This is a genomic window from Pseudoalteromonas sp. S1612 (genome assembly GCF_005887175.1).
Classification (GTDB): Bacteria; Pseudomonadota; Gammaproteobacteria; order Enterobacterales; family Alteromonadaceae; genus Pseudoalteromonas; species Pseudoalteromonas undina.
Genome location: NZ_PNDH01000041.1, coordinates 1 through 25456 on the forward strand (window position 1 = coordinate 1; position 25456 = coordinate 25456).

The 25456-nt window shown below is 38.8% G+C and carries 29 protein-coding genes and 1 pseudogene; 17 read left to right on the plus strand and 13 right to left on the minus strand.

Annotated elements, in window-relative coordinates:
• The first annotated feature begins 272 nt into the window (after positions 1–272).
• The 6 genes from CWB78_RS14080 to CWB78_RS14105 are packed head-to-tail and all read left to right on the plus strand — an operon-like array spanning position 273 to position 2961.
• A complete protein-coding gene (locus CWB78_RS14080) occupies positions 273–938 on the plus strand; it encodes a Bax inhibitor-1/YccA family protein (RefSeq protein WP_008112034.1) in 666 nt (221 codons plus the stop codon).
• Between the two features lie 55 nt (positions 939–993).
• Positions 994–1347, plus strand: coding sequence for a sulfurtransferase complex subunit TusD (gene tusD, locus CWB78_RS14085; protein ID WP_138596125.1), 354 nt, complete (start codon positions 994–996; stop codon positions 1345–1347).
• Positions 1344–1700 carry a sulfurtransferase complex subunit TusC gene (gene tusC, locus CWB78_RS14090; RefSeq protein ID WP_024603060.1) on the plus strand — a complete coding sequence of 119 codons (357 nt, stop codon included), beginning with the start codon at positions 1344–1346 and terminating at the stop codon, positions 1698–1700. The genes tusD and tusC overlap by 4 nt, the downstream gene beginning before the upstream one ends.
• Positions 1697–1963 carry a DsrH/TusB family sulfur metabolism protein gene (locus tag CWB78_RS14095; RefSeq protein WP_010390171.1) on the plus strand — a complete coding sequence of 89 codons (267 nt, stop codon included), beginning with the start codon at positions 1697–1699 and terminating at the stop codon, positions 1961–1963. Before tusC ends, CWB78_RS14095 begins: the two co-directional genes overlap by 4 nt.
• Before the next feature lie 3 nt (positions 1964–1966).
• Positions 1967–2296, plus strand: a complete 330-nt coding sequence (locus CWB78_RS14100) for a TusE/DsrC/DsvC family sulfur relay protein (protein WP_010390172.1) — start codon at positions 1967–1969, stop codon at positions 2294–2296.
• Positions 2296–2961 (plus strand): pseudouridine synthase, encoded by a 666-nt coding sequence (locus tag CWB78_RS14105; protein WP_138596127.1) that lies wholly within the window; start codon positions 2296–2298, stop codon positions 2959–2961. The genes CWB78_RS14100 and CWB78_RS14105 overlap by 1 nt, the downstream gene beginning before the upstream one ends.
• A gap of 13 nt (positions 2962–2974) precedes the next feature.
• Here CWB78_RS14105 and CWB78_RS14110 read toward each other — a convergent pair whose 3' ends face one another.
• Complete coding sequence (locus tag CWB78_RS14110; RefSeq protein WP_138596129.1) at positions 2975–4249, minus strand: sensor domain-containing diguanylate cyclase; 1275 nt, start codon at positions 4247–4249, stop codon at positions 2975–2977.
• Positions 4250–4603: 354 nt separating this feature from the next.
• Here CWB78_RS14110 and mnmA point away from each other — a divergent pair, with 354 nt between their 5' ends.
• From mnmA to CWB78_RS14135, 5 genes are all read left to right on the plus strand, one after another.
• Complete coding sequence (gene mnmA, locus CWB78_RS14115; RefSeq protein ID WP_010390175.1) at positions 4604–5704, plus strand: tRNA 2-thiouridine(34) synthase MnmA; 1101 nt, start codon at positions 4604–4606, stop codon at positions 5702–5704.
• Positions 5704–6306, plus strand: coding sequence for a high frequency lysogenization protein HflD (gene hflD, locus CWB78_RS14120; RefSeq protein ID WP_055012553.1), 603 nt, complete (start codon positions 5704–5706; stop codon positions 6304–6306). The genes mnmA and hflD overlap by 1 nt, the downstream gene beginning before the upstream one ends.
• Positions 6307–6337: 31 nt before the next feature.
• Positions 6338–7708, plus strand: a complete 1371-nt coding sequence (gene purB / locus CWB78_RS14125; protein ID WP_055012554.1) for an adenylosuccinate lyase — start codon at positions 6338–6340, stop codon at positions 7706–7708.
• Positions 7709–7788: 80 nt separating this feature from the next.
• A complete protein-coding gene (locus CWB78_RS14130; protein ID WP_138596131.1) occupies positions 7789–8931 on the plus strand; it encodes a ribosomal protein uL16 3-hydroxylase in 1143 nt (380 codons plus the stop codon).
• A 9-nt stretch (positions 8932–8940) separates the two neighbouring features.
• A complete protein-coding gene (locus CWB78_RS14135) occupies positions 8941–9399 on the plus strand; it encodes a GNAT family N-acetyltransferase (RefSeq protein WP_010390180.1) in 459 nt (152 codons plus the stop codon).
• Between the two features lie 33 nt (positions 9400–9432).
• Here the strand turns inward: CWB78_RS14135 and CWB78_RS14140 are convergent, their stop codons facing one another.
• Positions 9433–10650: a pyridoxal phosphate-dependent aminotransferase gene (locus CWB78_RS14140; RefSeq protein WP_010390182.1), complete on the minus strand. Its 1218-nt coding sequence runs from the start codon at positions 10648–10650 to the stop codon at positions 9433–9435.
• Between the two features lie 129 nt (positions 10651–10779).
• Positions 10780–11124, minus strand: coding sequence for an Hpt domain-containing protein (locus CWB78_RS14145; RefSeq protein WP_010390183.1), 345 nt, complete (start codon positions 11122–11124; stop codon positions 10780–10782).
• A 131-nt stretch (positions 11125–11255) separates the two neighbouring features.
• Between CWB78_RS14145 and CWB78_RS14150 the strand changes: the two genes are divergently transcribed.
• Positions 11256–11849: a tRNA-uridine aminocarboxypropyltransferase gene (locus tag CWB78_RS14150; RefSeq protein ID WP_138596133.1), complete on the plus strand. Its 594-nt coding sequence runs from the start codon at positions 11256–11258 to the stop codon at positions 11847–11849.
• 18 nt (positions 11850–11867) lie between these two features.
• Entirely contained in the window at positions 11868–12653 is a 786-nt protein-coding gene (locus CWB78_RS14155) for a CLCA_X family protein (RefSeq protein ID WP_054201023.1), read from the plus strand.
• 17 nt (positions 12654–12670) lie between these two features.
• Here CWB78_RS14155 and dcd read toward each other — a convergent pair whose 3' ends face one another.
• Positions 12671–13255: a dCTP deaminase gene (dcd, locus tag CWB78_RS14160; RefSeq protein ID WP_054201024.1), complete on the minus strand. Its 585-nt coding sequence runs from the start codon at positions 13253–13255 to the stop codon at positions 12671–12673.
• 2 nt (positions 13256–13257) lie between these two features.
• Positions 13258–14334 carry an iron-sulfur cluster carrier protein ApbC gene (gene apbC / locus CWB78_RS14165; RefSeq protein ID WP_138596135.1) on the minus strand — a complete coding sequence of 359 codons (1077 nt, stop codon included), beginning with the start codon at positions 14332–14334 and terminating at the stop codon, positions 13258–13260.
• A gap of 177 nt (positions 14335–14511) precedes the next feature.
• On the opposite strand from apbC, the gene metG reads away from it, so the two are divergent.
• Positions 14512–16536: a methionine--tRNA ligase gene (gene metG, locus CWB78_RS14170; RefSeq protein WP_041708923.1), complete on the plus strand. Its 2025-nt coding sequence runs from the start codon at positions 14512–14514 to the stop codon at positions 16534–16536.
• A gap of 56 nt (positions 16537–16592) precedes the next feature.
• Here metG and CWB78_RS14175 read toward each other — a convergent pair whose 3' ends face one another.
• Both CWB78_RS14175 and CWB78_RS14180 read right to left on the minus strand, forming a co-directional pair.
• On the minus strand, positions 16593–17270 hold the full coding sequence (locus CWB78_RS14175; RefSeq protein ID WP_249930464.1) for a hypothetical protein: 678 nt from the start codon (positions 17268–17270) through the stop codon (positions 16593–16595).
• Positions 17271–17436: 166 nt separating this feature from the next.
• Positions 17437–17616 carry a hypothetical protein gene (locus CWB78_RS14180; RefSeq protein ID WP_138596139.1) on the minus strand — a complete coding sequence of 60 codons (180 nt, stop codon included), beginning with the start codon at positions 17614–17616 and terminating at the stop codon, positions 17437–17439.
• Between the two features lie 136 nt (positions 17617–17752).
• Here CWB78_RS14180 and CWB78_RS14185 point away from each other — a divergent pair, with 136 nt between their 5' ends.
• Entirely contained in the window at positions 17753–18283 is a 531-nt protein-coding gene (locus CWB78_RS14185; protein ID WP_138596141.1) for a Tll0287-like domain-containing protein, read from the plus strand.
• A gap of 24 nt (positions 18284–18307) precedes the next feature.
• On the opposite strand, the gene CWB78_RS14190 is transcribed toward CWB78_RS14185, so the two are convergent.
• Positions 18308–18814, minus strand: a complete 507-nt coding sequence (locus CWB78_RS14190) for a DUF2937 family protein (RefSeq protein ID WP_138596143.1) — start codon at positions 18812–18814, stop codon at positions 18308–18310.
• A gap of 395 nt (positions 18815–19209) precedes the next feature.
• On the opposite strand from CWB78_RS14190, the gene CWB78_RS14195 reads away from it, so the two are divergent.
• Complete coding sequence (locus CWB78_RS14195; RefSeq protein ID WP_055012566.1) at positions 19210–19923, plus strand: flagellar brake domain-containing protein; 714 nt, start codon at positions 19210–19212, stop codon at positions 19921–19923.
• 59 nt (positions 19924–19982) lie between these two features.
• Here CWB78_RS14195 and lepB read toward each other — a convergent pair whose 3' ends face one another.
• From lepB to aceK, 5 genes and pseudogenes are all read right to left on the minus strand, one after another.
• Positions 19983–20633 carry a signal peptidase I gene (gene lepB, locus CWB78_RS14200; protein WP_138596145.1) on the minus strand — a complete coding sequence of 217 codons (651 nt, stop codon included), beginning with the start codon at positions 20631–20633 and terminating at the stop codon, positions 19983–19985.
• 123 nt (positions 20634–20756) lie between these two features.
• Complete coding sequence (locus tag CWB78_RS14205) at positions 20757–21011, minus strand: DUF2999 family protein (protein ID WP_008113615.1); 255 nt, start codon at positions 21009–21011, stop codon at positions 20757–20759.
• 87 nt (positions 21012–21098) lie between these two features.
• Positions 21099–22061, minus strand: a complete 963-nt coding sequence (locus CWB78_RS14210; RefSeq protein ID WP_138596148.1) for a zinc-binding dehydrogenase — start codon at positions 22059–22061, stop codon at positions 21099–21101.
• 19 nt (positions 22062–22080) lie between these two features.
• On the minus strand, positions 22081–22473 hold the full coding sequence (locus CWB78_RS14215; protein ID WP_010390199.1) for a hypothetical protein: 393 nt from the start codon (positions 22471–22473) through the stop codon (positions 22081–22083).
• 46 nt (positions 22474–22519) lie between these two features.
• Positions 22520–24309, minus strand: a pseudogene (gene aceK / locus CWB78_RS14220) (bifunctional isocitrate dehydrogenase kinase/phosphatase).
• A gap of 117 nt (positions 24310–24426) precedes the next feature.
• On the opposite strand from aceK, the gene CWB78_RS14225 reads away from it, so the two are divergent.
• Positions 24427–25374, plus strand: a complete 948-nt coding sequence (locus tag CWB78_RS14225; protein WP_138596150.1) for a LysR family transcriptional regulator — start codon at positions 24427–24429, stop codon at positions 25372–25374.
• Positions 25375–25456 lie beyond the last annotated feature (82 nt).

Here is a 25456-nt window from a genome sequence, read left to right on the forward strand (position 1 = left end):
GACCACTCTGCCATCTCTCCGCACGGCCTGAATAATAGGGAAACCCTTGGGCTTTGTGAAGCTTTTTTTTCATTTTTTTGTTCAAGTGATTAAAAAACAACTAATTTGTTCAAACATAAAACAATGAGAGCAAATCCTAACCGGCAAATGAACTTTTATTTAAATTTAGTTGTCTATTGATCTACAAAGGTTTGCCCAAACATATAAGAGTTGGTAATCTAATTTTAGTTAAATTACAGGAACTACTTAGTTTCACTTACAGGAGCTCTACAATGGCGTTTAATCAATCGTACAACACTGCAAAGCCGGTAATGTCGACCATTGAAACAAACAAAGTGCTTAAAAACACTTATTTCTTACTTGCAATGACACTTGCATTTAGTGCAGTCACTGCCGGTATTTCAATGGCACTGCAATTACCTTACTTTATGGGACTTGTATTCACACTAGTTTCATTTGGTCTACTTTTTGTTGTTAATAAAAAAGCAGATACAGCATCTGGTGTATTTTGGGTGTTTGCGTTTACAGGATTAATGGGAGCCGGCTTAGGCCCTCTACTTAATCACTACGCACAATTACCTAATGGCCCTATGCTAATTATGCAAGCGCTAGGTTCTACGGCGTTAATCTTCTTTGGTTTATCTGCTTATGCGCTTAACACTAAAAAAGACTTCTCATTCATGGGTGGCTTTTTAACTGTCGGCTTAATTGTGGTTATCGTGGCAAGTATTGTAAATATTTTCTTAGGTAGCTCGTTAATGTTTATGGTTCTAAACGCAGCAGTTGTATTAATCATGTCTGGCCTAATTTTGTTCGATACGAGCAGAATCATTAACGGCGGCGAAACAAATTATATCCGTGCAACTGTATCTTTATACCTTAGCGTATATAACCTATTTACTTCATTACTTGCCTTACTTGGCGCAAATAATGACTAATTAAATAGTTCTGTTAAAATAGCCCCTTTATTGGGGCTTTTTTATTGGAATAGTTTTGGCACGCTTTGTACTTTCTTTACATACTCCACCATCAGATCACGATACCACTCAACGTATTGTTAAGTTTGCTCATGCCTGCCTAGCGCAGGGACATAGCGTTGATGCGTTATTTTTATACCAAGATGCTATTTATCATGCTTCAACTCATTTTGAGTTAGCCTCAGATGAGTTAAGTACTCCCTCGCTTTGGCAGCAACTGGCTGAAAAAAATATAAATCTAATGTTATGCCTTACTGCGGCTGAAAAGCGAGGCTTAGATATAAAAAATACCGGCGCATTTGCTGTTGCAGGCTTAGCTGAATTTGCCATGCTGGCCAGTGAAGCAGATAAATGGATACAATTTAAATGATTAATGTACTCGTAATTAGTCAGTCAAGCCCATTTGATGACATGCATATCCGCGATGCACTTGATATGACCCTTATTTTTGCTGCCGTAGATCAAAATATTAGCTGGTTGTTTAGCGGCCCAGCTGTGTTAGCGCTTAAAAAAAACCAAAAGCCAAATAGTTTAGGTATCAAAGATTTTTTTAAAAACATTAAAATGTTGGAAATCTATGATGTTGAAAATATTTACGTTTGTGAAAAGTCACTGATTGATTATGGTTTAAGTAAAAGTGAACTACTCATTGAGGCAAACATAGTAAACTTTAATGCCCAAAAACAGTTAATTCACAATCAGCAGCATGTGGTGACCCTATGAGTACTTTACATATTTTTTCAAAACCACTGAATTACTACAGTACCCACAGCTTAGACAATCTAATTATGCTCACAGACAGTGTTTTACTCGTGGGTGACGCTTGCTTTGCAAAAGGGCAATATAGACAATTTGCTGACTCACTTTATATTTTAAAAGATGATGCAGAAGCTCGAGATATATCATTAAATATGAACGACAAAGCAATTAGCTATGATGAGTTCGTTACCCTCAGTTTAACTGCAAAACAATCAATTACTTGGTGAACCATGTTGGAATTTAATAATCAAACAATAGACACTGATAAACAAGGTTATTTGCTAGATCATACTGTTTGGTCAAAAGAGTTAGCCAATGTTATTGCTGAGCAAGAAAACATCACATTAACTGAGCAGCATTGGGAAGTTGTTAACTTTGTGCGAGAGTTTTATCTTGAATATAACACTAGTCCAGCCATTAGAATGTTAGTCAAAGCCATGGCTAAAGCACTCGGTGAGGATAAAGGGAACAGCATGTACTTATACAAACTTTTTCCTAAAGGGCCAGCCAAACAAGCAACTAAAATTGCGGGTTTACCTAAACCTGCACGGTGTATTTAATGAAGCATAAAACTGAACATTCGCCCTCCTCAAAGGGTAAGCGCAATACAGGCCGTACTTACTCTCGAAGTGGTATCAATAAAAGGACAGTAAAAAGACCAATAAAGCCGGCAATAGCGCAGAGCGATAAAAAAGTCATTTTATTTAATAAACCTTATGATGTTCTTTGCCAGTTCACTGACGATCAAAATAGGCAAACATTGGCTGATTTTATTCCTATAAAAGATGTTTACGCAGCAGGTCGTTTAGACAGGGACAGCGAAGGGTTGTTGTTATTAACAAACTGCGGCAAGTTACAAAATACGCTCACAGCGCCTGGTAAAAAAACCAACAAAACCTATTGGGTTCAGGTTGAAGGGACCCCAACACAAGCATCTATCGATGCTTTAAATAAAGGTGTCGAACTAAAAGATGGCATCACCTTACCCGCTGAAGTAACTTTAATGGATGAACCAGCGCTTTGGCCAAGAACTTCTCCTGTGCGAGAGCGTAAATCAATACCTACATCATGGCTAAGTATTACAATTAACGAAGGCAGAAACCGTCAAGTTAGACGCATGACAGCTCATGTTGGCCACCCTACTTTGCGTTTAATTCGCTACAGTATCGGTAAATACACGCTAGAGGGAATAAATAGCGGAGAATTCAAAGATATTGATAATTAACCATCAAGTTGCGTTAATTATCTGTAGCTAAAGCAATACAATTTCTTCCTTGTTTTTTCGCGTAATAAAGTGCGTTATCTGCTTGTTTAAAAAATTGTGCATGATCGCTATCGTGTTCATGCTCTATGGTGTTTATTCCCATACTGACAGACAATATACCTGTAAAGCTATCTTTGTGGGGAATGGCCATTTTTTCAATCGATTTTTGTATTTGTTCGGCAATAAATAATGCCCCTTGCTTACCTGTTTGAGGTAACAGCACGACAAACTCTTCTCCTCCGAATCGCGCTACAAAATCTTCTGGCCTGCAGACGGTTTCAGCTAATTTTTGCGCAACTTGAAATAAACATTTATCTCCTTCGAGATGACCATATCGGTCGTTATACTTTTTAAAATTATCGATATCAATAATGATTATCGAAAGCTCACGATGCTCGTTCGATAACTTGTTAAATTCAGACGTTAGTTTTTCATCAAAGCGCCGCCTGTTGGCTATTTTAGTGAGTGAGTCTAAAAACGCCATATCACTGAGTATTTCTTGAGTTTTTAAACGCTCAGTAGCATCGTTGAATATAGCAATAAATTCTCCTTCAACACTGATACCAGAAACTTGCATCACAATTTCACTGCCATCTTTACAAGAAATCCTGTAATCATTAGCTGGAATATCATCATTATTTTGATTGGCTTGCTCAAGTGACTCCTGCCATAACGTTTGTGCAAATGTTCTGTAATCTTTTTCAGGGTAGGCTAATTTCCACCAAACATTAAGATTAGGTACGTCTTGTAACGTGTAACCAAATACATCAATAAAACGTTGGTTCACTTTTAAAATATCACCAGTTACCATACAAACATCACATACCGGTAAGGGTAGAATCGTGAATAACCGCGCATAATGACTCAACTCATGCTTGCGCATAGGGTGTTGGGTAGTGCTTATAACATTATAGTCTTGTTCTTTGTTTTCACGTTCAAGCGATACATTCATTGAAGCGACAAAATGCCACTCTACCCACCATTTCTCTAACTGGCTTAAAATTGCCTTTTGTGATGATTTTAAAGAGCCTAAAGAGGATTCTATAAGCCTAAACAGCTCAACAATCGGATTAGGCTCTTGATAAAGATAGGGAGCTGGCACAGTTATAATGTCATAAAATAACTTATAAGCTGATTCTTTGAATTGCTGTAGTGAATAATCGTCTTCAAAAGTAAGATTTGACACCGTTTTTTCGGACGCATCCAGCACAAACGACTTAACCAAATGTGATTGCGAGGCGTAATTCATATATTCATTCCATTGATTATATTTTAGGTTATTTAAGTATTTACGTGTTTAGATACTAATTAAGATATGGTAGGTAATCTCAAATGTAAAGTTTTGTTAATGAAGAATAGCGCTACGTAATTAAATACGACAAAAGCAACTTACAAAGTATGAAGCCATCAATATAATTCATCCCTTTTCATTAGCCTAAAAATGAGTAAATTACACACCAAACTACGCCTTACTAACCATTGGATGGAAAAAGTTACAACAAAATCTATTCAATCCCCCATCCTCTCTTTAAGCACCAACAAAATACATGCTATAATCGCGGCCTTTCCAAGTTAACAGTAATCTGTATAAGCGAAATTATTCATGAGCGAAAATAGTCACATTAAAGTCATCGTTGGTATGTCCGGCGGTGTTGATTCTTCTGTATCTGCATATTTATTAAAACAGCAAGGCTACCAAGTAGAAGGCTTGTTTATGAAGAACTGGGAAGAAGATGACAATGATGAATATTGCGCTGCTGCTGAAGATTTAAAAGATGCACAAGCTGTATGTGACAAGTTAGGCATTGAACTTCATACCGTTAATTTTGCTGCTGAATACTGGGATAATGTATTTGAATACTTTTTAGCAGAATACAAAGCGGGTCGTACACCCAACCCAGATATAATGTGTAATAAAGAAATAAAATTTAAAGCGTTTTTAGAGTTTGCTGCGCAAGCACTTGGTGCTGATTTTATTGCAACTGGTCACTATGTGCGCCGAGAGCTACGCGATGACAAATACGTAATGTGCCGAGGCCTAGACGATAACAAAGATCAAAGCTACTTTTTGTATACACTAAGCCATGAGCATATTGCGCAAACACTATTTCCTGTCGGAGATATTGCCAAACCAGAAGTACGCCGCATTGCTGAAGAACAGGATTTAATTACCCATGATAAAAAAGACAGCACCGGCATTTGTTTCATTGGCGAGCGTAAATTCAAAGATTTTCTGCAAAAGTTTTTGCCTGCACAACCTGGAGTAATTGAAGACACCGATGGTAACAATGTAGGTGAGCATGAAGGCTTGATGTATCACACCCTTGGCCAGCGTAAAGGTTTATTAATTGGTGGCATGAAAGAAGGCTCGGGCGAACCATGGTACGTGGTAGATAAAGATATAGAACGAAATGTTCTTGTTGTTGGTCAAGGTAAAGATCACCCTCGCTTGTACAGTAACGGCCTTAATGCAAACCAATTACACTGGGTAGATCGTGTTGGCCCGCAAGGTACAACTCGCTGCACCGTTAAAACTCGCTACCGTCAAGAAGACTTAAGCTGTACATTACTCGTTGGAGAAGATGGTATGGCACGCGTATTGTTTGATGAGCCGCAAAAAGCCGTTACCCCAGGACAATCCGCCGTATTTTACGCTGATGAAGTCTGTTTAGGCGGTGGTATTATTGATTCGGTGATTAAGTAATGAATCAACATCAAGTCATGGCACTTGCTGCCATGTGCCAAGTAGCAAAACAAGTACAAAAGGTTGCTCAATACGGTCGTTGTGATGAACATGACTTATCAACGTTGTTATCAAGTATTGTGCAAACCTCACCCGCCTCTCCTGAGGATGTATACCAAGGCACACAAAATTTGCGTGATGGCTATAAAACATTAATGGCACAACTGAGTGCCGGAGCTCAAAAAGATGTTGAAATAGTTAAATACGTGGGTGGCTTAATGCAGTTAGAGCGAGCCCTTAGTGCCAATAGTAAGAGCCTCAATGAATTAGGTAAACGTATTGATGATATTCATCGTCGTTTAGATCATTTTGCTATTACCGATGACAGTGTTGTTGCCGGTTTAGCAGATATATACTCGTCGGTGCTAAGCCCCCTTGGGCACCGAATCCAGGTTTATGGTAAACCCGAGTTATTAAAACAGCAGCTCACTCAAAACAAAATCCGTGCGTTACTTTTAGCCGGCATTCGTAGTGCAGTATTATGGCGTCAAATGGGCGGCAAACGTCGTCATTTCTTTTTTGCAAAAAGAAAAATTCTCGCCATTGCTAAAACAAAAATTTAATTATCGTTCAAACTAAAATTTAGGAGTTATTATGGAGCTTTCAGCGTTAACGGCTATCTCTCCGGTTGATGGTCGCTACGGCAGCAAAACCACTGAACTACGCAGTATTTTTAGCGAATTTGGATTAATCAAATACCGCGTAACCGTTGAAGTGCGTTGGTTGCAAGCGTTAGCTGCAGCAAGCGATATAAAAGAAGTCCCAGCTTTAAGCGAGCAAGCAAACGGACTATTAAATGCTATCGTCGATAACTTCTGTGAAGCCGATGCGCAGCGTGTTAAAGACATTGAACGCACCACTAACCATGATGTAAAAGCCGTAGAGTACCTACTAAAAGAAAAAGTAGCTGATAACGCTGAATTACATGCCATTAATGAATTTATTCACTTTGCATGTACATCTGAAGATATTAATAATCTATCTCACGGTTTAATGTTAAGTGAAGCACGTAACAATGTTATTTTACCTTATTGCGATGAGCTATTAAGCGCAATTAAAGAAAAAGCTGTTGAATACAAAGCCATTCCAATGATGACTCGTACGCATGGGCAACCTGCAACCCCATCAACTATGGGTAAAGAGTTTGCAAACGTATACATGCGTTTAAAGCGTCAACGTGATCAAATTGCCCAAGTAGAAATGCTAGGCAAAGTAAATGGTGCTGTAGGTAACTACAATGCTCACCTAAGTGCTTACCCTGATTACGACTGGCATACTCACGCAGATAAATTTGTAGCTAGCCTAGGTTTAACACTTAACCCGTTTACCACACAAATTGAACCGCATGACTACATTGCAGAACTATTTGATGCTATTGCGCGTTTTAATACTATATTGCTCGATTTTGACCGCGATATGTGGGGATACATTGCGCTTAATCACTTCAAGCAAAAAACCATTGCTGGTGAAATTGGCTCATCAACTATGCCACATAAAGTTAACCCTATTGATTTTGAAAACTCAGAAGGTAACTTAGGTTTGGCTAATGCCATATTAGGTCACTTAGCGCAAAAGCTGCCTGTTTCTCGTTGGCAACGTGATTTAACTGATTCAACCGTATTACGTAATCTAGGTGTAGGTATGGGTTATGCTGTTATTGCATACCAATCTACACTTAAAGGTGTAAGCAAGCTAGAAGTTAACGAACAACGTTTAGCCGATGAGCTTGACCAAAACTGGGAGCTACTAGCAGAGCCAATCCAAACAGTAATGCGTAAATACGGCATTGAAAAGCCATATGAAAAGCTAAAAGATTTAACGCGTGGTAAACGTGTAAATCAAGAAATTATGGCTGATTTCATTGATGGTTTAGATTTACCAGACGCTGCAAAAGCAGAAATGAAAAAGCTAACCCCAGCCAACTACATTGGTCGCGCTGTTGAGTTTATTGATGATTTAGTTTAATTACTCAAATCTACTAATAAAAAGCGAAAGGTACCTGCCTTTCGCTTTTTTCATTTAGGTCTTAACGTTATAGGCATTCTATGTATCAATTAAAAATAAATGAATTATCTGAGCAAGCGTTTTTAAATCAATATTGGCAAAAAAAGCCACTGTTAATCAAAAGAGGTTTTAGTGACTTTAAAGACCCTCTTGATGCCAATGAACTGGCAGGCCTTGCCATGGAAGACAGCATAGAGTCGCGTATTATAACCAACCATAACCAGCAATGGCAGTCCCATCAAGGGCCGTTTGAAGATTTTGAAATACTCACCGATGAGCACGCTACTTTATTAGTGCAAGCAGTCGATCATTGGCACCCAGAAGCCGCACAATTGCTTGAACCATTTCGTTTTATTCCTAACTGGCGTATAGATGATTTAATGATCAGCTACTCAACCCCTGGCGGTGGTGTTGGACCGCACTTGGATCAATATGATGTATTTATTATTCAAGGAGAAGGCAAACGCCATTGGCGAGTAGGCTTACCTGATGCCTCATTAAAGCAATTTGCTCAAAATAAAAGCTTGTTACAAGTTGAAGCCTTCACCGCAGTAATTGATTGTATTTTAGAGCCTGGTGATATCTTGTACATACCACCAGGTTGTCCGCATGAAGGCTATGCCATTGAAAATGCTTTAAACTACTCGGTCGGATTTAGAGCACCTAATCAACAAGATTTGCTGTCTAGCTTTGCAGATCATATTATTGACACAGAAAGCGGTCAAAAACGTTACACGGATCATACCCTCGCGCTACGTGATTCAAAAGGTGAGCTTACGCAAAGCGAAGTTGATAAAGTAAAAACGTTAATGCAGGCTTTAATAGAAAACGACAGCTTATTTAAAAATTGGTTAGGAAACACATTAAGTCAACCTAAGCATGATATGGATTTAGCCCCTGAAGAAAACCCGTTTAGTACAGCTGAAATTATGCAACAACTTGACAGTGATATGACATTTGAGCGTATTGGTGGCACGCGTGCAATTTACCAATGCATCGGTGATGAGCTGCTTTTAAGTGTTAATGGCGAAAACTACCCTTTACCGCTATCTGATTTAGAGGCTGTAAAACAGCTAACTGATTTTATTGAATTTGATAGCAGCTTGCTGAATTCAACCACACCTAGCCTAGATTTTATCGAAACCTTTACTACACTGGTTAATGAGGGTATTTGGTTTAGCTAGGAGGAGGCTATGGTTTATACTGTTGACAAAGTTGATTGGCAAAGTGAAAAAGATCAACTTCAACAAATAAGAGAGCGTGTTTTTGTTTACGAATTACATATTCCAAAGAATATTGAATTTGATAGCTTAGATGCGCTCGCTCAACATATTCTGGTTACCGATAATATGCACTCACCTGTTGCTACAGGTCGATTATGTAATGATGGTTTAATAGGAAGAATTGCCGTACTACCCCAACACCGCAATCGCAACGTTTATAAATCTCTACTTAATTTCATTGTAAAGCTTGCCGCGGAGCAAGGTATTGAAGCTGTCAGTATTAACTGTATTTTAAATGAAGTAGAACGATTCAAAAATAACGGCTTTACTGTGCAAGGACACGTTTTTATGGAAGCTGGCATTCCAAGACAGAGAATGGAATGCCCCATCACATGCTTTGAAACACGGCCATTTACTTTAGTGCATTAACCAAAAAACGAGCCATTTGGCTCGTTTTTTACTTTATTCTTGTCGGTAATCTTTGAAGAACCGCTGCATTTTCATCATCGCACTGCTTAAATCATCTTTATTAGGTAAAAACACCAATCTAAAATGATCGGGATCTGGCCAGTTAAAAGCGCGCCCATGTACTAATAATATTTTTTCTGCCTTTAACAAATCAAACATCATTTGTTCATCATTTTTAATATTAAACAATTTTGTATCAACTTTGGGAAATGCATACAGCGCCCCTTTTGGCTTTTTACAGCTTATCCCCTCAATTGCATTTAATCCACGCCAAGCAATATCTCGTTGCTCGTATAAGCGGCCTCCGGGGTCAATTAAGCTATCAATGGATTGTACCCCACCCAATGCTTGCTGAATGGCATATTGAGCAGGGACGTTTGCGCATAAACGCATTGAGGCAAGAATATCGAGGCCTTTAATTAAATCTGTCATTAAGGCAGTGCGCCCGCTTAGCACCATCCAACCCATTCTAAGACCAGCGGCGCGATATGTCTTAGCTAAACCGTTAAACGTAATAATGGGAATATCGTCGCACAATGCACCAATAGAAGTATGGGTAACGCCGTCGTACAGAATTTTCTCGTATATTTCGTCACTTAACAGTAAAAGCTTGTGCTCTCGGGCAATGTTGATCAATTCTTCAAGCAAGGCATCACTGTACACTGCCCCTGTTGGATTATTAGGGTTTATTAACACCAATGCTTTAGTTTTCGAGGTGATTTTGCTTTTAATATCATCAATATCAGGAAACCAATCTTGCTCTTCATCACATAAATAGTGAACAGGGTTACCGCCTGCTAACTTTACCGACGCAGTCCAAAGCGGATAATCGGGTGCAGGAATTAATACTTCATCGTCATTATTTAACAAAGCTTGAGTGACCATTTGAATCAGTTCACTCACACCGTTACCAATGTAAATATTATCAACGTCTAAGTTGTGTAAACCACGCTGTTGGTAATGCTGATAAATAGCAACACGCGCAGAGTAAAGCCCTTTAGAATCACAATAGCCTTGAGCAGAATATAAATTACGAATAATGTCGCGGTGCATATCTTCTGGCATATCAAAACCAAACGCCGCGGGGTTACCAATATTAAGCTTAAGTACTTTTTGGCCCTCATCTTCCATTTTTTTAGCTTGCACTAAAACGGGGCCACGGATGTCATAACAGACGCCGTCTAATTTATGACTCTTTTTTATTTCTGACATTGTTACCTCTAAAGAGCAAGTTAGCCTTAAGACTAACTCAGTAAAGCCGTGAATTACTAGGGGAAATTAAGCGCTTAAAACTGAAAAAAATTCACGTTAATACTTTATTCTGTTCTTCATTAAACGGGTTTATCGCTGAGCGTGCCACTCATTTAATTTTGCTTGCGAGCCAGTAACTTGCGCCATTAAATTATTTGCTGCATCAACAGCCTGCTCGTCATTCCCATTATTTAAATTATATTCAATTAAACGTGCTACCTCGGCTAAACTTGCCGCTCCAAATTGAGCCGCATTTGATTTAAGGCTATGAGAATGGCGAATTGCAGCCTCTTTATCTTGGCCAAGCGCTGCAATAGTTTCGTTCCCTAAGCGCTCAAATTCCGCACAACAAAATTCCAGCGTATCTGGAAATTGTTCACCTAATAGCGATTCCATACTTTCTAAAGCGGATTCGTCGATACTGATTTCTGTCATATTGATGCCCTATAATGCGTTCCTGCAATTTATATTTCATCTCTTACTCTATATCTAAGCACAAAAAAAACCAACTTTATTAATGCAAAAATGTATAATTAAGTTAAATGTATTAATCGAATGGTTAGCTTATGGCACGTGCCCTTTGTGAACGCTGTAATTTTTCGCTAAGCACCTGTATTTGCAATGCAATCACCTGTGTTGATAATCAAACTCAGGTTGTTGTGTTACAGCACCCCAGTGAAGCAAAAATTAGTAAAAATACGGCACAGTTATTGGCATTAAGTTTAACGCGATGCAAAATAATTATAGGCGAAAATAATCAAGATTTTGCTTGCTTGCAAAAGCTGCCGCTCAGCTCGACCGTGTTACTCTATCCAAACGAGGACGCAATTGAGTTAGATGTAGCTAATGACAATGAAAACGTGCGACCCATTACACATTTAATAGTGCTCGATGGTACATGGAATAAAGCCTTTAAAATTTTGCAATTAACCCCACTATTACAAAAGTTTAAAACAGTAAGCTTTCGCCAAATTCCCACGAACCGTTATACTATTCGTAAAGCTCCAAGAGCAGATAGCTTGTCAACGCTAGAGGCCGTAGCGCATAGTTTATCGCTTATTGAAGCACTCAATCCGGCGCCGTTGTATGATTTATTAGATGAATTAATTACCAAACAAACCCAACATATGCCCGCTCACGTAAAAGCACGTTACCTGTAATTAAAAATGAAATAACCAATGCGTAATACCCCTTCTCGATTAAAGCGTGGATTTTCACGCCAAGGCCCTGACTATCGTTTTGACGACCAAGTTGATTTTAGTGATATTAGAACGACTTTTGGTTTTCGTTCGATGGTAGTTGGTAAATGGGTGACTAAAGAAGAGCGATTTATTAGTGCCAATCTAATTTATGATGCGCTAGCTGATTTAGCGCAAATTTTACATTTACCGCCAACAGCAATTGGCCTTCGCGGTAAGCTTAACTTTGCCTTTGGTCACGGTGGGCAAAAAGGCGTGCAAGCACACTATAATGCTTACGATCAAACTCTCGCACTGGCAAAAAACGCAGGCGGCGGTGCTTTAGCCCATGAGTGGTTTCATGCATTTGATCATCATATTAGTGAGCATTTATTTAAATCAAAAACCCGCTTTGGTTTCGCCTCTAAGTTATGGTTATCAAACTCTCCCGATTTGAGTCATCCACTTAATGATGCACTTAATCAATTTTATAAGCAGGTATTTTTAGAACAAAACGGTGAAGATGCGAATGAATTTGTACAACGCTGTATCGCGTTTGATAAGAAGCACAAGCAACAATACATGAGTATGCCAGAGGAGCTTGCAGCTCGTTGTTTTGAAGCATGTATAAACCAGCATCAAACAATCAAAAACAGTTTCTTAGTCAGCGGGTTAAGTAATAATAGTTTAATTTATCCTGAGTTAAAGCACACATTACACGCCAATGAAGCACTTAACCATTATTTTCAACTATTAGGTTATGTGCTTCATCAACGAGAAAAATAATCTATTCCTTAGATTGGTTATTTATCGTCACTAATACGGCTTGCTACCGCGCTATTCTGATCTTTATATTTGGCATCAATGCGGGTGTTATAAGGGTTTTCACATGGACCGGTGAGCGTTTCAAAGCTCATTGCACCAATCTTCATCATGGGTCTAAGCGCAAGTGGCAGTTTACCCGAGTTATAAAACTCTAAAACAATATTACCACTCCAACCAGGGTCGATTCTGTGTGCGGTTACATGCACCATTAAACCTAAACGTGCCAGCGACGAACGCCCATCTAACCAGCCAACGATGTCTGCAGGCAGGGTTACTTTTTCATAGGTTATTGCTAATGCAAGCTCGCCGGGGTGTAAAAAGAATGCTTCGCCTTCATCTAGTACAATTTCGTCGCTCATAATTGATTCTAAGGCTTTATTAAGCTGATCTTTTGGACCGCTTAAGTCAACAAAAGCGGCATTATGGGCATGAAAAGTTCTAAACTTATTACCCAAACGAAGGTCCGCAGTCACCCCAGAAATCATTTCACTGGTCGGGGCGGGCTCAATAACAATGCGCCCGTCGTTTAAATATTCTTTTATATGTGTATCTGAAAGTCTCATTTTTAATCTTCCGTAATCACAACTTCAATCGCGTTGTGATGTTGTTGATAATAAAGCGTACTGGCGATGAGCCGTGCGGCTGCACTGTAAGTTTCACTTATAGCTGCATTTGCATCATTGGCAATCAATTTACCTTGTTCAGAGGATTCTCTGATATTAATCGCAAGCGGAATATGTGAAAGCACAGGAACACCATGCTTCAAGGCTAACTTTTGTGCGCCATCTTTACCGAATACATGATTAGCTTCACCGCAATGCCCGCAAATGTAATGGCTCATATTTTCAATTAAACCAAGCACTGGCACGTTTACTTTATTAAACATAGCAATGCCTTTTTGCGCATCTGCCAACGCTAAGTCTTGTGGCGTTGTAACAATTACAGTGCCACTGGCAGGTACTTTTTGGCTCATGGTTAATTGAATATCGCCAGTGCCTGGAGGCATATCGACGATTAAGTAATCAAGCTCACCCCAATCGGTTTCATTTAATAGCTGACTAAGCGCGCCTGAGGCCATAGGACCGCGCCATACAGTTGCATCGTCGCTAGGCACTAAAAAGCCTATAGATTGCGCTTTAATACCGCTGGCATCAAATGGTTGTAATTGTTTGTTGTCTTTAGTGACAGGCTCACTGCCTACCAAACCTAACAACATAGGAATAGACGGACCATAAATGTCGGCATCTAAAATGCCTACTTTAGCGCCCTCGTTTTTAAGCGAACCTGCAAGATTTACAGCCGTAGTAGATTTGCCTACCCCACCTTTGCCTGAGGCCACTAAAATAATGTGCTTTATGGCTTTAAATTTTGCAGGCTCTTTAAGTGCCACAACCGCACTTACATTTACCTCGATTTTAAGTCGCTCAGCTAAAAAATTAGCAACATGCGGCATTTCAGATTGCGCGGCAAAAGGAAGAGTGAGTTTAACAATAATTGATTTATCGGTGTTTTGAGTAATATCAGCAATAAAATCTTGCTCAATACCCACAGCAAAAGCGACACTGCGATAGGCCGCTAAAGCAGAAATAATCGGTTGTTTTTGCACCGATTTAGCAGAGAATAGTTTTGACAGTCCAAACATAGCAATAAAATAGCGTTTCTTTGATGAAAAGTGCCACGGAATTATGTAACATTCAGGGCATTAACACCAGTCAATTAGTAAATATCAATAAGCAGTGTACTCTGTTACTACCGCGCTTATCGATAATGTAATAATTTTCATCTGTTCCTAGCTAGGAACGCTTAATTTGGAATGATTATGGCACAGCGAAAGATCCTGATTACTAGCGCATTACCTTATGCCAATGGCCCTACCCATTTGGGGCATTTATTAGAGTATATTCAAACTGATATTTGGTCGCGTTTTCAAAAACTACAAGGCCACGAAGCATACTACGTGTGCGCCGATGATGCTCATGGCACACCTATTATGCTTAATGCGCAAAAGCAAGGGATCACGCCAGAGGAAATGGTTAAAAACGTTAGCATAGAACGCCAACGCGATTTTGCTGATTTTAATATCAAATTTGATAATTACCACAGCACTCACAGCCAAGAAAATAAAGAATTTAGTGAGCTTATTTATAACCGCCTTAACGATGCCGGTCATATTAAAAAGCACACTATTTCTCAGTTATTCGATCCAGAAAAAGGTATTTTTCTGCCAGACCGCTTTGTTACTGGCACCTGCCCTACCTGTAAATCAGAAGATCAAAATGGTGATAGCTGTGATGCCTGTGGCGCAACTTATAGCCCAACAGAGCTAATCAACCCACGCTCTGTCATGTCGGGTGCTGAGCCTATTTTAAAAGATTCTGAGCATTACTTTTTTGACTTACCAGCCTTTGAAGGCATGCTTAAAGAATGGCTACACTCAGGCACAATCCAGCAAGAAATGGCGAACAAGCTAGATGAGTGGTTTGCCGATGGTTTGCAGCAGTGGGACATAAGCCGTGATGCACCTTACTTTGGTTTTGAAATTCCAAACGCACCAGGTAAATATTTTTACGTATGGCTAGATGCGCCTATTGGTTATATGGCGAGCTTTAAGAACTTATGTGACAAACAAGGCATCGACTTTGATGCGTTTTGGCAAGAAGGGTCTGACGCTGAGCTTTATCATTTTATTGGTAAAGACATTATCTATTTCCACAGCCTGTTTTGGCCTGCGATGTTAGAGGGCGCTCAATTTAGAAAGCCTACTAACGTATTTGCTCATGGATTTGTTACGGTGAATGGCGCGAAAATGTCTAAATCAAAAGGCACGTTTATTAAAGCGCGTACTTATTTAGATAACCTAGATCCTGAATTTTTACGTTATTACTACGCAGCTAAACTTAATAGTGGTATTACCGATTTAGACTTAAACCTAGAAGATTTTGCACAGCGTGTAAATTCAGACTTAGTGGGTAAAGTAGTTAATATTGCGAGCCGTTGTGCTGGCTTTATTACTAAAAAGTTTGACGGTAAGTTAAGCGACACAATTATGGAACCACAGCTGCTTGCTGAGTTTCAAAATGCCTCAGCCACTATTACTGAACATTACGAAAATCGTGAATACAGCCGCGCAATCCGTGAAATTATGGCGCTTGCTGATAAAGCAAATCAATTTATTGATAATGCTGCGCCTTGGGTGCTTATTAAAGACGAGTCTAAGCAAGAAGAAGCGCATCAGGTATGTTCGTTAGGACTTAACTTATTCCGCGTACTGATCACTTACTTGAAGCCTGTACTGCCTGGTATGGCGACAAATGTTGAAGCCTTTTTAAATGATGAGCTTACATGGCAAGGTGTGCAAACTGCACTAATAAGCCACCCTATCAATAAATTTAAGCCGTTAATGCAACGTGTTGAAATGGACAAAGTGAATAAAATGGTTGAAGAATCAAAAGAAAGCTTAATCGCTGAAAAAGACAAAATCGATCCTAATAGCCCACTGGCAAAAGAGCCTATCGCAGCTGAGATTGAATTTGATGACTTTGCAAAAGTAGATTTACGCGTTGCTAAAATTGCTAAAGCAGAGCACGTAGAAGGCGCAGACAAACTGCTTAAGTTAACTCTTGATTTAGGCGGCGAAACGCGCCAAGTATTTGCAGGCATTAAATCAGCTTACGCACCAGAAGACATCGAAGGAAAGCTAACTGTGATGGTTGCTAACCTTAAACCACGTAAAATGCGCTTTGGAATGTCTGAAGGTATGGTACTTGCTGCAGGCCCGGGCGGTAAAGAAATATACATTCTTAACCCAGACGATGGTTCAGAGCCTGGTATGCGAGTAATGTAAGCACTGTGCTTGTTTAAAAAGCCGCTAAATATTTAGCGGCTTTTTTATTGTTGACGTTATTTAGCTAAAGCGACTACTTTTGCTAAATGAATCACTAAGCATTGAGAGCTAATATAGATAAACCAATTTATATAGCGCACTTGAGGATAAAAACCTTGTCCTTGGTTACCATAAATCCAAAAAGCACCAATAATGGCATCAGCCAATGCAGCTAGTAAAAGCCCTAAGCTCACCCATATAATTGGTTTGGGCGCATGAAACCCACCATAAGTAACAACCAACACAAGACCCATAAGCCCCACCGAGGTTACTACAACACTATAAACGCCGGTCATAGCTAAAATAGGTATACCAGCGCCATCAAGATACATAGAAGCGAGTGACGTAGCACTTATCACCAGTACAACAACCATAAAAAGTATGCTTTTTAATTGCGATATAGCTTGCTGCCTTTTATAGGCCAACACACAGGCTAAAAATAAAAGGCTATAGCCAGGTGCAAAAAATAAAATTGAATCAATTAAGTAGTCATGCTTTATTAACGTTGCATAGCGATGATAGTGCTGGGATAGGTTAAAGTTAATCACATCCCCTACTGTGCACAGCATTAAAGCTGCGCTACATAGAACCGCTATAAAGCGTAACTGCTTATCTTTAAACTGATGAAATACCCAAGCAGAAATTGCCACACTATTAAACATCAGCAAACACAGCGAGCTCACTGTTAAGAACAATAAAATTTCTTTATTTTTAGGTGTAAAAAGTCCTATCAACACCACAACCAAAGCGCATAGCCAAGCAATAAAAGAAATAACTTGATGAGGGTGTTTTATAGTTATGTAATTGATTGCACTATCCAAGTTTGAAATTCATAAATTTAATTTAGCAAATTATTATCGCTTAGGGTTTATTTTTTTTATGCCCCGTTTGCATTTCTTTTTGTGTTTTTAGCCGACATTGTGCCAACTGCTCAAGTCGAATAGCTTTAATTGCCGCCAAGGGGTCATCAGCACTAAGTCCACCAGCATCATAGGTGTTTTGTTGATTTATTACTTTATTATCATCTTGTTTAGTATACATATTATTCTCACTTGGGACCGTTTATCGATTTTAGCCACGGTACATCGAATAAAAAAGTGCTGAAACACTGTACGATTTAGTTGAAAAATACCTGACACTCTATATATTAGTAGTTACTAATATTAAGGGGTGTATTATGCGCATTATTTTACTTTTTTCCAGTTTATTTATTTCATCCGCTGCTTTTGCTAACAATGTTGACGATGCGCGCAAAACTATTAAGGCATTTTCAACTGATTTAAAACAGATACTGGTTAGCACAATGCAACAAAATGGACCTATAGCGGCGATTAGTGTATGTAATACAGCCGCACCCGCTATCACTTCACAACACAGCAATAGTGCATGGCAAATTAGCCGCAGTGCGTTAAAAACACGTAACCCAGATAATCAACCCGATAAATGGTTAAGAAATGTTTTATTAAATTTTGAACAACGTAAGCTCAATGGCGAGCCTATAGCAAAAATAGAACACCAAACACAAAGGTCAGATGGCTGGTATTTTATAAAAGCGATCCCCACTCAAAAGGCGTGTTTAGCATGTCATGGCAGTGACATTGCCCCCGCAGTTTCTAAAAAAATAGCGACTTTATACCCTAATGATCAGGCAACTGATTTTAAACTGGGTGACATTCGTGGCGCATTTGTAGTTAAAAAAGCCGATTAAAAAGCACCAACAGTAATTACGTCATTAAGCATTAGCTGCGTTTCGTTTTCTTTGGGCAACATATAAAGTATACGGCAACATTACGAGCTGATTTAATATGATAGCTAATATCAGCGCAAACAATAATGCACTGGTGGTTAAAGGGATCCCTAACTTAAAGTTATTGAGTGTATTTTGTAATCTTTCAAAACGATCAGGGGAGAATATATACAGCAATTTTTGCACTAAATTACCTTGCTCAAATAGCTTCATACCTTGATTTAAGTCTACGAATAGCATCAAGGTTTGCTGTTTTTGTTCTGCATCGGCTCTGACACTCGGTTCCGTGTTTGCTAAATGACGGTTTATCATTGCTTGTGTGCTAGAAAATTTATATTGCTTTGCTGTATCTGCATAGCCATCAACTTGCCACTTGGTCGCATGATACAAGCCCGCTAAATGTTGTTGGTAATGATCACTTAGCTGCGGTAGTTGCAATGCAATAATAAAAGCGCAAGCAAATATTAATTTATCGAACATGTTAACGATCATCATAATCCTTTGTGCTGCTCTAATTTAAACAGATAGATGGTGTTACTATGCTATACCATTTACTTAGTTAAGTGACTTACTTTTATGTAGATAAATTTTATCGAGAGAAAGGTAAATAGTTATTTCAAGCTCGTAAATAATAATCCTTAACGTGATAAATGGTAGTATAAGTATGATTTCAATACCAAAGCGCTAAGTTTTTATTGATCACCATAATGTTTACGTGTTGCTAAAATAGCAACATTTCTGTAGATAAAACCCCGTGAATAGCTGAAACACTTACTAGAACGAGCATAAAGTATTAATACCTAATTCCAAATGCCCTCTTTAATACTAGTGATTTTTACACTATATTAAAAGATAATTAAGCGTCTGTTAATATTGAGAAAGAGTTTGTGGAAGCGAATAAAAATAATACCACTGTTGAAGAGAAAGCAACTGAAGATCAAAAAAAGTTTTTCCTCGATTTACTTCCAGGGAAATTAATTGATATACAATTTAACAACCCTATTCAGGTTCGCTTTAAACTCACTTTAATCGGCTACGACACCGGTAAATATTTAATATTAAAATACCCTGCTCAAGCAGGTAAAAACGACTACAGCGATATTTTAGTTGAAGGTAATGGCGCCATTGTTCGTTATATCATCGAAGATGAGCGCGGTGAATGTGTGGCTTTTTCTACCAGTATATTAGCGATTTCATTTCGCCCTGAACGCTTAATTTATCTAGCGTACCCTAAAAAAATCGAAAGCCGTCAATTACGTGAAACTAGCAGACTACCGACTCATATTCCAGCTAAAATAAGTTTACACAAAGGTGATATAGACGCCGATAATAAGAGCTTATTGCATGGGTTAATCATTGATATTTCACCCAGTGGCTGCCGTTTTGCGATACATGTGAGCTCTGGATTTGTAGCGCTAAAAAAACGCCAAGTATTTGTGCATATTTTGTCACCGATAGACAATAAGTCTGTCATAGTCACGTCCTATATCAGAAATAATCAAATGAAGGGGAATCGCCTTAGTGTTGGTATCGAGTTCGATGCATCAGAGCAAACTAAGCTAAATGAGCTACTCGAAGCGTATTCAATTGATATAGATTAGAAAATCACAAACGAATTAAGGCTAAAACCTTGTGGTTAGGCTTGCTAACAGCAGTTCTATTACTCTAAAGGTTTTAAAAATCTCTCTGCTCTAGGTAAATAATAGTTATCGTAATCAAGCGATACAATCACACGCTCGGCTTTACCTAGTAATTCATCACGTGGGATAAGCCCTATTACTCTAGAATCTGCACTATTATCACGGTTATCACCCATAGCTAAATAGTAGTGTTCAGGAATTGTTATTTCATCAAAGCTCGATAAACGTGATGGTGTATTACTAACGCGGATTGAATGCTTATAACCATTTAAGTTTTCTATTTTATCTAAAGAAGTCGTATTACTTTGCAAATGTGTGTAATTAAGCTTTTCACCGTTGATTATAAGTTCATTATTTTTAAGTACAATAGTATCTCCAGGTACACCTATTACTCGCTTAATCAAACGGTTATCCGCTACTTTCGAGTCAAATACAATAATATCGCCAGTTTGTGGGTCCCCCATTCTCAACAGGGATACATGCGTAAATGGTATACGTAAATCATACGCCATTTTATCGGTAAGGATTCGATCGCCTTCTTCAATAGTCGGTTTCATTGAACCTGTTGGTACTTCATACCAATCGGCGACGGCACTTCTAAACACACTCATTAGAATAATGAATACAATTAAAGAACGATTATTTTTCCAAAATTTATAAAGTCGCTTCATGTTTTGTCTCTGCTATGGGTTAAGTATTTATTTGACTGTATAAACGCAGAGCCGTTCAAAGGAGTGTGTAACAAAACATGTTTAATGATAGAGACATGTATAAAACATGTCTCTAAAGGTGGTTTACTGCTGATTTAACTTGTCTTTCGCTTCTTGTACTTTTGCAAAATCAAGACCTAATTCATCAGTGGCTTCTTTAATCAAATGCGGTTGAGTCATCACCACAGCCATTAGTTGCTGAAGCTTTTCAGGTGGTATACCCAGCTCTTGCACTAATGCCATGGCCATCATTGGGTTTTGGGTAAATGCTTCAAACAACGCAGCTACTTTTTCATCACTAACGTTGTGCTCTTTTAATATTGCAATAATTGGATTCATTATTTGCCTTAATATTTTATAGTGTTCACTAAATTATATGGGCGCACAGCCTAATTAACAATATTAATCCCGCTGTGCTTGCTTATATCATTCAACCAGTAGCACAACTTTACCGGAATTCTCGTTGCGCTCTAAAATATCATGAGCCTCACTGGCTTGCTGCCATGACATGGTTTTATAAATATTAAAGTCATAGTTGTGGTTGGCAATATCATCATAAAAACGCGCTACAAAAGCATCTCTCAGAGCACGTTTAAACTCAGTACTGCGATTACGTAGCGTTGATGCATGAAACGAAATCCGTTTTTGTAATAAGCGCGCAAAGTCCACCTCTGCAAAGCGCCCGTCTAAAAATGCCAGCATAACAATCTGACAATCCATTGCGGCCACTATGGCATTTTTATTTAAATAGCTACCAGAAACAGGGTCAACAATTGCGTTTGCAGTGAGCTTATGTGATTTCATATACTCAACAAAATCAGTGGTTTTATAATTAATTACGTGGTCAGCACCCAACCTTTTAGCATGTTCACACTTTTCATCCGAACCCGCGGTAATCACTACTTGTGCACCAGCACTTTTTGCCATCTGAATAGCCGCCCCACCAACACCACTGGCACCGGCATGAATAAGCGCCGTTTGCCCTGATTGTAACTTGCCTAATTCAAATAGCGCACCAAAGGCTGTTAAATACACTTCGCTTATAGCAGCACCTTGCGCCATAGAGATATGATCGGGCAATATCATTAACTGCTGCGCATCTACTGCGACGTATTCACTGTAAGCGCCACCAGCACATAAAGTAAAAATACGCTTACCGAGCCATTTAGGGTCTACCTCACTGCCAAGCTCACACACGGTGCCTGCACACTCAAGTCCTAAAATAGGGCTATCTCCTTCAGGAGCAGGATACTTACCTTGACGCTGCATACAATCAGCGCGGTTAACCCCAATCGCTGCCACTTTTACTAGCACTTCATTGTTATTAACCTTTGGTTTATCGGTTTTCGAAAACGCTAACTGCTGCTCATGATGTGAAATGTACTGCATAAGTCTCCTTGTATTGGGTTTATTTGATTTTTCGCCACACTTCGGCTTCAACTAGCTGGCCATTTTCTGTAAGAGAATGATGCCACAAATTCCCTTCAACTTTATAATCAAAAGCCATGGTTTTACCCATCAATGATGCAATATTGCCATACTCAAAGGTTTCAATAAATTGCCCATCGGTTAATTGGTACTGGCCACCACCAGCATAACTAAATTGGCCATTTTTTTCTGTGATATAGCTAAAGTGTGTTGCTGTTACTAATTTGATTGAAGTTATCTCTGGAGCTTTAGCGCTGACAAACCCATCTTCTACCGCGTATTTTCCTTGAACAAACTCCCACGTACCTAATAGGGGATTGGCAAATACAGAGTATGGCAATAAAACTAAGCAAGCGAATATAGTAAATTTCATTATAATCCTTATCGTGTTAACTGTGCCTGAAGAAACCAACTCAGCGTTAATTTACTGACATAGTATTAAAACGCCAACTTTGCTTATAAGGGTATACATCTGGAAGCTGACCTTGCTCAATTCCTTGCTGGATCATTTGCCAGTACTTTGCCGTAAATAAATCACTATGGTAATGATTAAAGTGGTTAAACGCACTGTTACTGGCACTAAAAAACACTTTAAATTGACTGGGAAATATATCATTTTGGTCAATATCAAAATAGCTGTGTGAGCTTAATTCTTCTAACGCGTTTTGTGTATTTGGCACGTCTCTAAAATTGCAATCGGTGAGAGGGCAAATTTCATCATAATCATAAAATACTATTCGCCCCCAACGTGTTACGCCGAAGTTTTTCATCAGCATGTCACCAGCAAAAATATTTGCACTGGCAAGCTCTTTTATCGCTTTACCATAATCAAGCATCACTTGCTGAAGTGATTTACTATTACATTGATTGATATACAGGTTGAGCGGTGTCATTTTTCGCTCAACGTAAACATGCTTTAGTATTAAGGCTTTGCCGGAAATGACTAAGCTATCGCCAATGTGTTTTTTCATTTCTATTAGCAGTTCATCACTAAAACGGCTTAAGTCAAATGCAAGGTATCTAAACTCATGAGTGTCAACTAATCGCCCTACTCTGTCAGCTTGTTTTACAAAGTTATATTTATCTTTTACTTGTTGTTTAGTTGCTGTTTTTGGGGCACTAAACTTATCTTTTATTACCTTGTATACGTAATCTAGGCCGTCAATGGTAAAAACTAGCATCACCATACCCGGAGTCCCTGGCGCTAGATGGTACGTGTATTCTGCGGGACTACTTTTAGTCGTATCTACTTTATAACGATAAAATTCGGTTTTTGCATGTTTAATAAAACCAATCGCATTAAATAATTCAAAACGTTGTTTGTGAGGCATTAATACACTGAGGTAGTCAACATAACGAGCAGGTTGGTCGGTATCTACCATAAAATAGGTACGTGCAAAGCCAAATAATAAACTAAGTTGATCAGCCCCCATCATTACAGCATCAATTGTAAGCCCACCGGGGGTATTTAAAATAGCAATTGCAAAGGGCATGTTATCTCCATTTTTGGCAATACATCGCCCTATGACATAACACGCCTTATTACGATAAAAATGCGAATTAGCGTATTCAATATAACCGTCATTTAAGTTTATTAATTCGTATACTTGTCGACATTGCTGCTGAGCACCTTGCGTTAACGTGCTTGTAGCTTAGTTAAATCACTACTTAAATCTTTAAAGGGGACTCTAAACACTTGCTCATTTAATAAGGCTTTAATTGCCTGATCAAACCCTTCTTTTAAGGAGATACGACTTACAAGCCCTTCATAGGAACGCGGCTGACCTCGGTATTTTGCTTTTAATACAAATAAGTGAACTGTGCGAATTTTTCTATCATCCCAAATAGCGCCAAAAGTAGAATTAAAAAATGTATGCGCAATGGGTTGGTTTTCATGCTCTTTTACCATCTCACCATAAATATTTTTTGCCCGCTGCCATGTTTGAGGGCAATCCAATTCATCATAAGCAATCACTCTAACGGCTTCACTTACTTGCTTTACTAAGCGCTCATACACTTGTAAGCGCTCTCTCATTGCTGCTTGCACCTCATGATACTGGCGTTGTTCAAAACGACTTTGTGCCCCTAAGGTGATATTTAAAAATTGTGCAAACATAGCCTCAAAGCCTGCAAATATCGCTCGGGCTAACTTAGTGGCGACCACGGATTGTACCGAATTATGTTGAGAGGTTAATGGCGTGCTTGGCATGATTTAGGCGCTTCTATTTTTAGCAATTATGCTGATTATTTTTTATTAGAGGTTTACACCTTAGCAAGCACACTTTAATTTAGGTAATTAATACAGCAAATAAATAAAATTGATCATATGAATATAAGAAATGTCGACCTCAATTTACTCGTCTATTTAAATGTATTAATAGATGAAAAAAGCGTATCAAAAGCAGCTAATAAGCTTGCTTTAACTCAACCAGCGATGAGTAATGCGTTAAAACGTTTAAGAGATTTATTTGATGATCCTTTGCTGGTACGAGCTGCGGGCTCTATGACTCCCACAGCCAAAGCACTGTCACTCAAACCTGAAATTGAAGCGCTGCTTAAAATGGCAGAGGAGATCACTCAGCCAAGTGAGCAGTTTAACCCAGCAACTGCACAGGTTACATTTCGTATTATGGCAAACGATTATTTAGAATCGACTCTAATTGCCCCCTTTATTTGCGAGCAACTAGCTAAAAACCCGGGCATTGACTTTGATGTGCTCAGTCCCAGTGATGTAAATTTACAAGATATGGAAAAAGGCACTATCGATTTGGCAATAAATCGTTTTAATGGTCTGCCGCGCTCTTTTCATCAAGCGACTGTATGGCGAGATAATTATTGTTGTTTAACCCACCCAAATAATGATTTTTTAACGGATGCTAACTTAAATCAATACCTACAAAGCGAACATATATGGGTTAACCGCGCAGGCTGGGGGCCTGAGCCCGCAGTGACCAATAAGTCAGGAAAACAAAAATTAGGCTGGGTAGATGAAGCTTTGTGGCAATTAGAACAAACTCGTAAAATACGCGTATTTACTCGCCATTACATTATTGCCAGCTTACTGTGTCAATCTGAGCAACTCATAGCAACGCTGCCGCGTCGTCAAGCAAAATTATTAACCAGTCACACTAATTTAGTGATTAGCCCAGTACCATTTCAAGTCGTGCCCATAGAAGTGAAAATGATTTGGAGCCCGTTATTACACCATACACCGGCGCATCAATGGCTTAGACGTGAATTATTAGCGTTCGCAAATACAGTGGTTGATAGGTAAAACATTAAAATATTGATTAAATCAATATCAGTTATTGAAAACAACAATTTCATTAATATTACACTTAGCGCTACAGTGAAGT

Bases quoted from the DNA above. Each gene is read 5' to 3' on its own strand.
- CWB78_RS14080 (WP_008112034.1), top strand. From the start codon at position 273: ATGGCGTTTAATCAATCGTACAACACTGCAAAGCCGGTAATGTCGACC.
- tusC (WP_024603060.1), top strand. From the start codon at position 1,344: ATGATTAATGTACTCGTAATTAGTCAGTCAAGCCCATTTGATGACATG.
- CWB78_RS14095 (WP_010390171.1), top strand. From the start codon at position 1,697: ATGAGTACTTTACATATTTTTTCAAAACCACTGAATTACTACAGTACC.
- CWB78_RS14100 (WP_010390172.1), top strand. From the start codon at position 1,967: ATGTTGGAATTTAATAATCAAACAATAGACACTGATAAACAAGGTTAT.
- CWB78_RS14105 (WP_138596127.1), top strand. From the start codon at position 2,296: ATGAAGCATAAAACTGAACATTCGCCCTCCTCAAAGGGTAAGCGCAAT.
- CWB78_RS14110 (WP_138596129.1), bottom strand. From the start codon at position 4,249: ATGAATTACGCCTCGCAATCACATTTGGTTAAGTCGTTTGTGCTGGAT.
- mnmA (WP_010390175.1), top strand. From the start codon at position 4,604: ATGAGCGAAAATAGTCACATTAAAGTCATCGTTGGTATGTCCGGCGGT.
- hflD (WP_055012553.1), top strand. From the start codon at position 5,704: ATGAATCAACATCAAGTCATGGCACTTGCTGCCATGTGCCAAGTAGCA.
- purB (WP_055012554.1), top strand. From the start codon at position 6,338: ATGGAGCTTTCAGCGTTAACGGCTATCTCTCCGGTTGATGGTCGCTAC.
- CWB78_RS14130 (WP_138596131.1), top strand. From the start codon at position 7,789: ATGTATCAATTAAAAATAAATGAATTATCTGAGCAAGCGTTTTTAAAT.
- CWB78_RS14135 (WP_010390180.1), top strand. From the start codon at position 8,941: ATGGTTTATACTGTTGACAAAGTTGATTGGCAAAGTGAAAAAGATCAA.
- CWB78_RS14140 (WP_010390182.1), bottom strand. From the start codon at position 10,650: ATGTCAGAAATAAAAAAGAGTCATAAATTAGACGGCGTCTGTTATGAC.
- CWB78_RS14145 (WP_010390183.1), bottom strand. From the start codon at position 11,124: ATGACAGAAATCAGTATCGACGAATCCGCTTTAGAAAGTATGGAATCG.
- CWB78_RS14150 (WP_138596133.1), top strand. From the start codon at position 11,256: ATGGCACGTGCCCTTTGTGAACGCTGTAATTTTTCGCTAAGCACCTGT.
- CWB78_RS14155 (WP_054201023.1), top strand. From the start codon at position 11,868: ATGCGTAATACCCCTTCTCGATTAAAGCGTGGATTTTCACGCCAAGGC.
- dcd (WP_054201024.1), bottom strand. From the start codon at position 13,255: ATGAGACTTTCAGATACACATATAAAAGAATATTTAAACGACGGGCGC.
- apbC (WP_138596135.1), bottom strand. From the start codon at position 14,334: ATGTTTGGACTGTCAAAACTATTCTCTGCTAAATCGGTGCAAAAACAA.
- metG (WP_041708923.1), top strand. From the start codon at position 14,512: ATGGCACAGCGAAAGATCCTGATTACTAGCGCATTACCTTATGCCAAT.
- CWB78_RS14180 (WP_138596139.1), bottom strand. From the start codon at position 17,616: ATGTATACTAAACAAGATGATAATAAAGTAATAAATCAACAAAACACC.
- CWB78_RS14185 (WP_138596141.1), top strand. From the start codon at position 17,753: ATGCGCATTATTTTACTTTTTTCCAGTTTATTTATTTCATCCGCTGCT.
- CWB78_RS14190 (WP_138596143.1), bottom strand. From the start codon at position 18,814: ATGATCGTTAACATGTTCGATAAATTAATATTTGCTTGCGCTTTTATT.
- lepB (WP_138596145.1), bottom strand. From the start codon at position 20,633: ATGAAGCGACTTTATAAATTTTGGAAAAATAATCGTTCTTTAATTGTA.
- CWB78_RS14205 (WP_008113615.1), bottom strand. From the start codon at position 21,011: ATGAATCCAATTATTGCAATATTAAAAGAGCACAACGTTAGTGATGAA.
- CWB78_RS14210 (WP_138596148.1), bottom strand. From the start codon at position 22,061: ATGCAGTACATTTCACATCATGAGCAGCAGTTAGCGTTTTCGAAAACC.
- CWB78_RS14215 (WP_010390199.1), bottom strand. From the start codon at position 22,473: ATGAAATTTACTATATTCGCTTGCTTAGTTTTATTGCCATACTCTGTA.
- CWB78_RS14225 (WP_138596150.1), top strand. From the start codon at position 24,427: ATGAATATAAGAAATGTCGACCTCAATTTACTCGTCTATTTAAATGTA.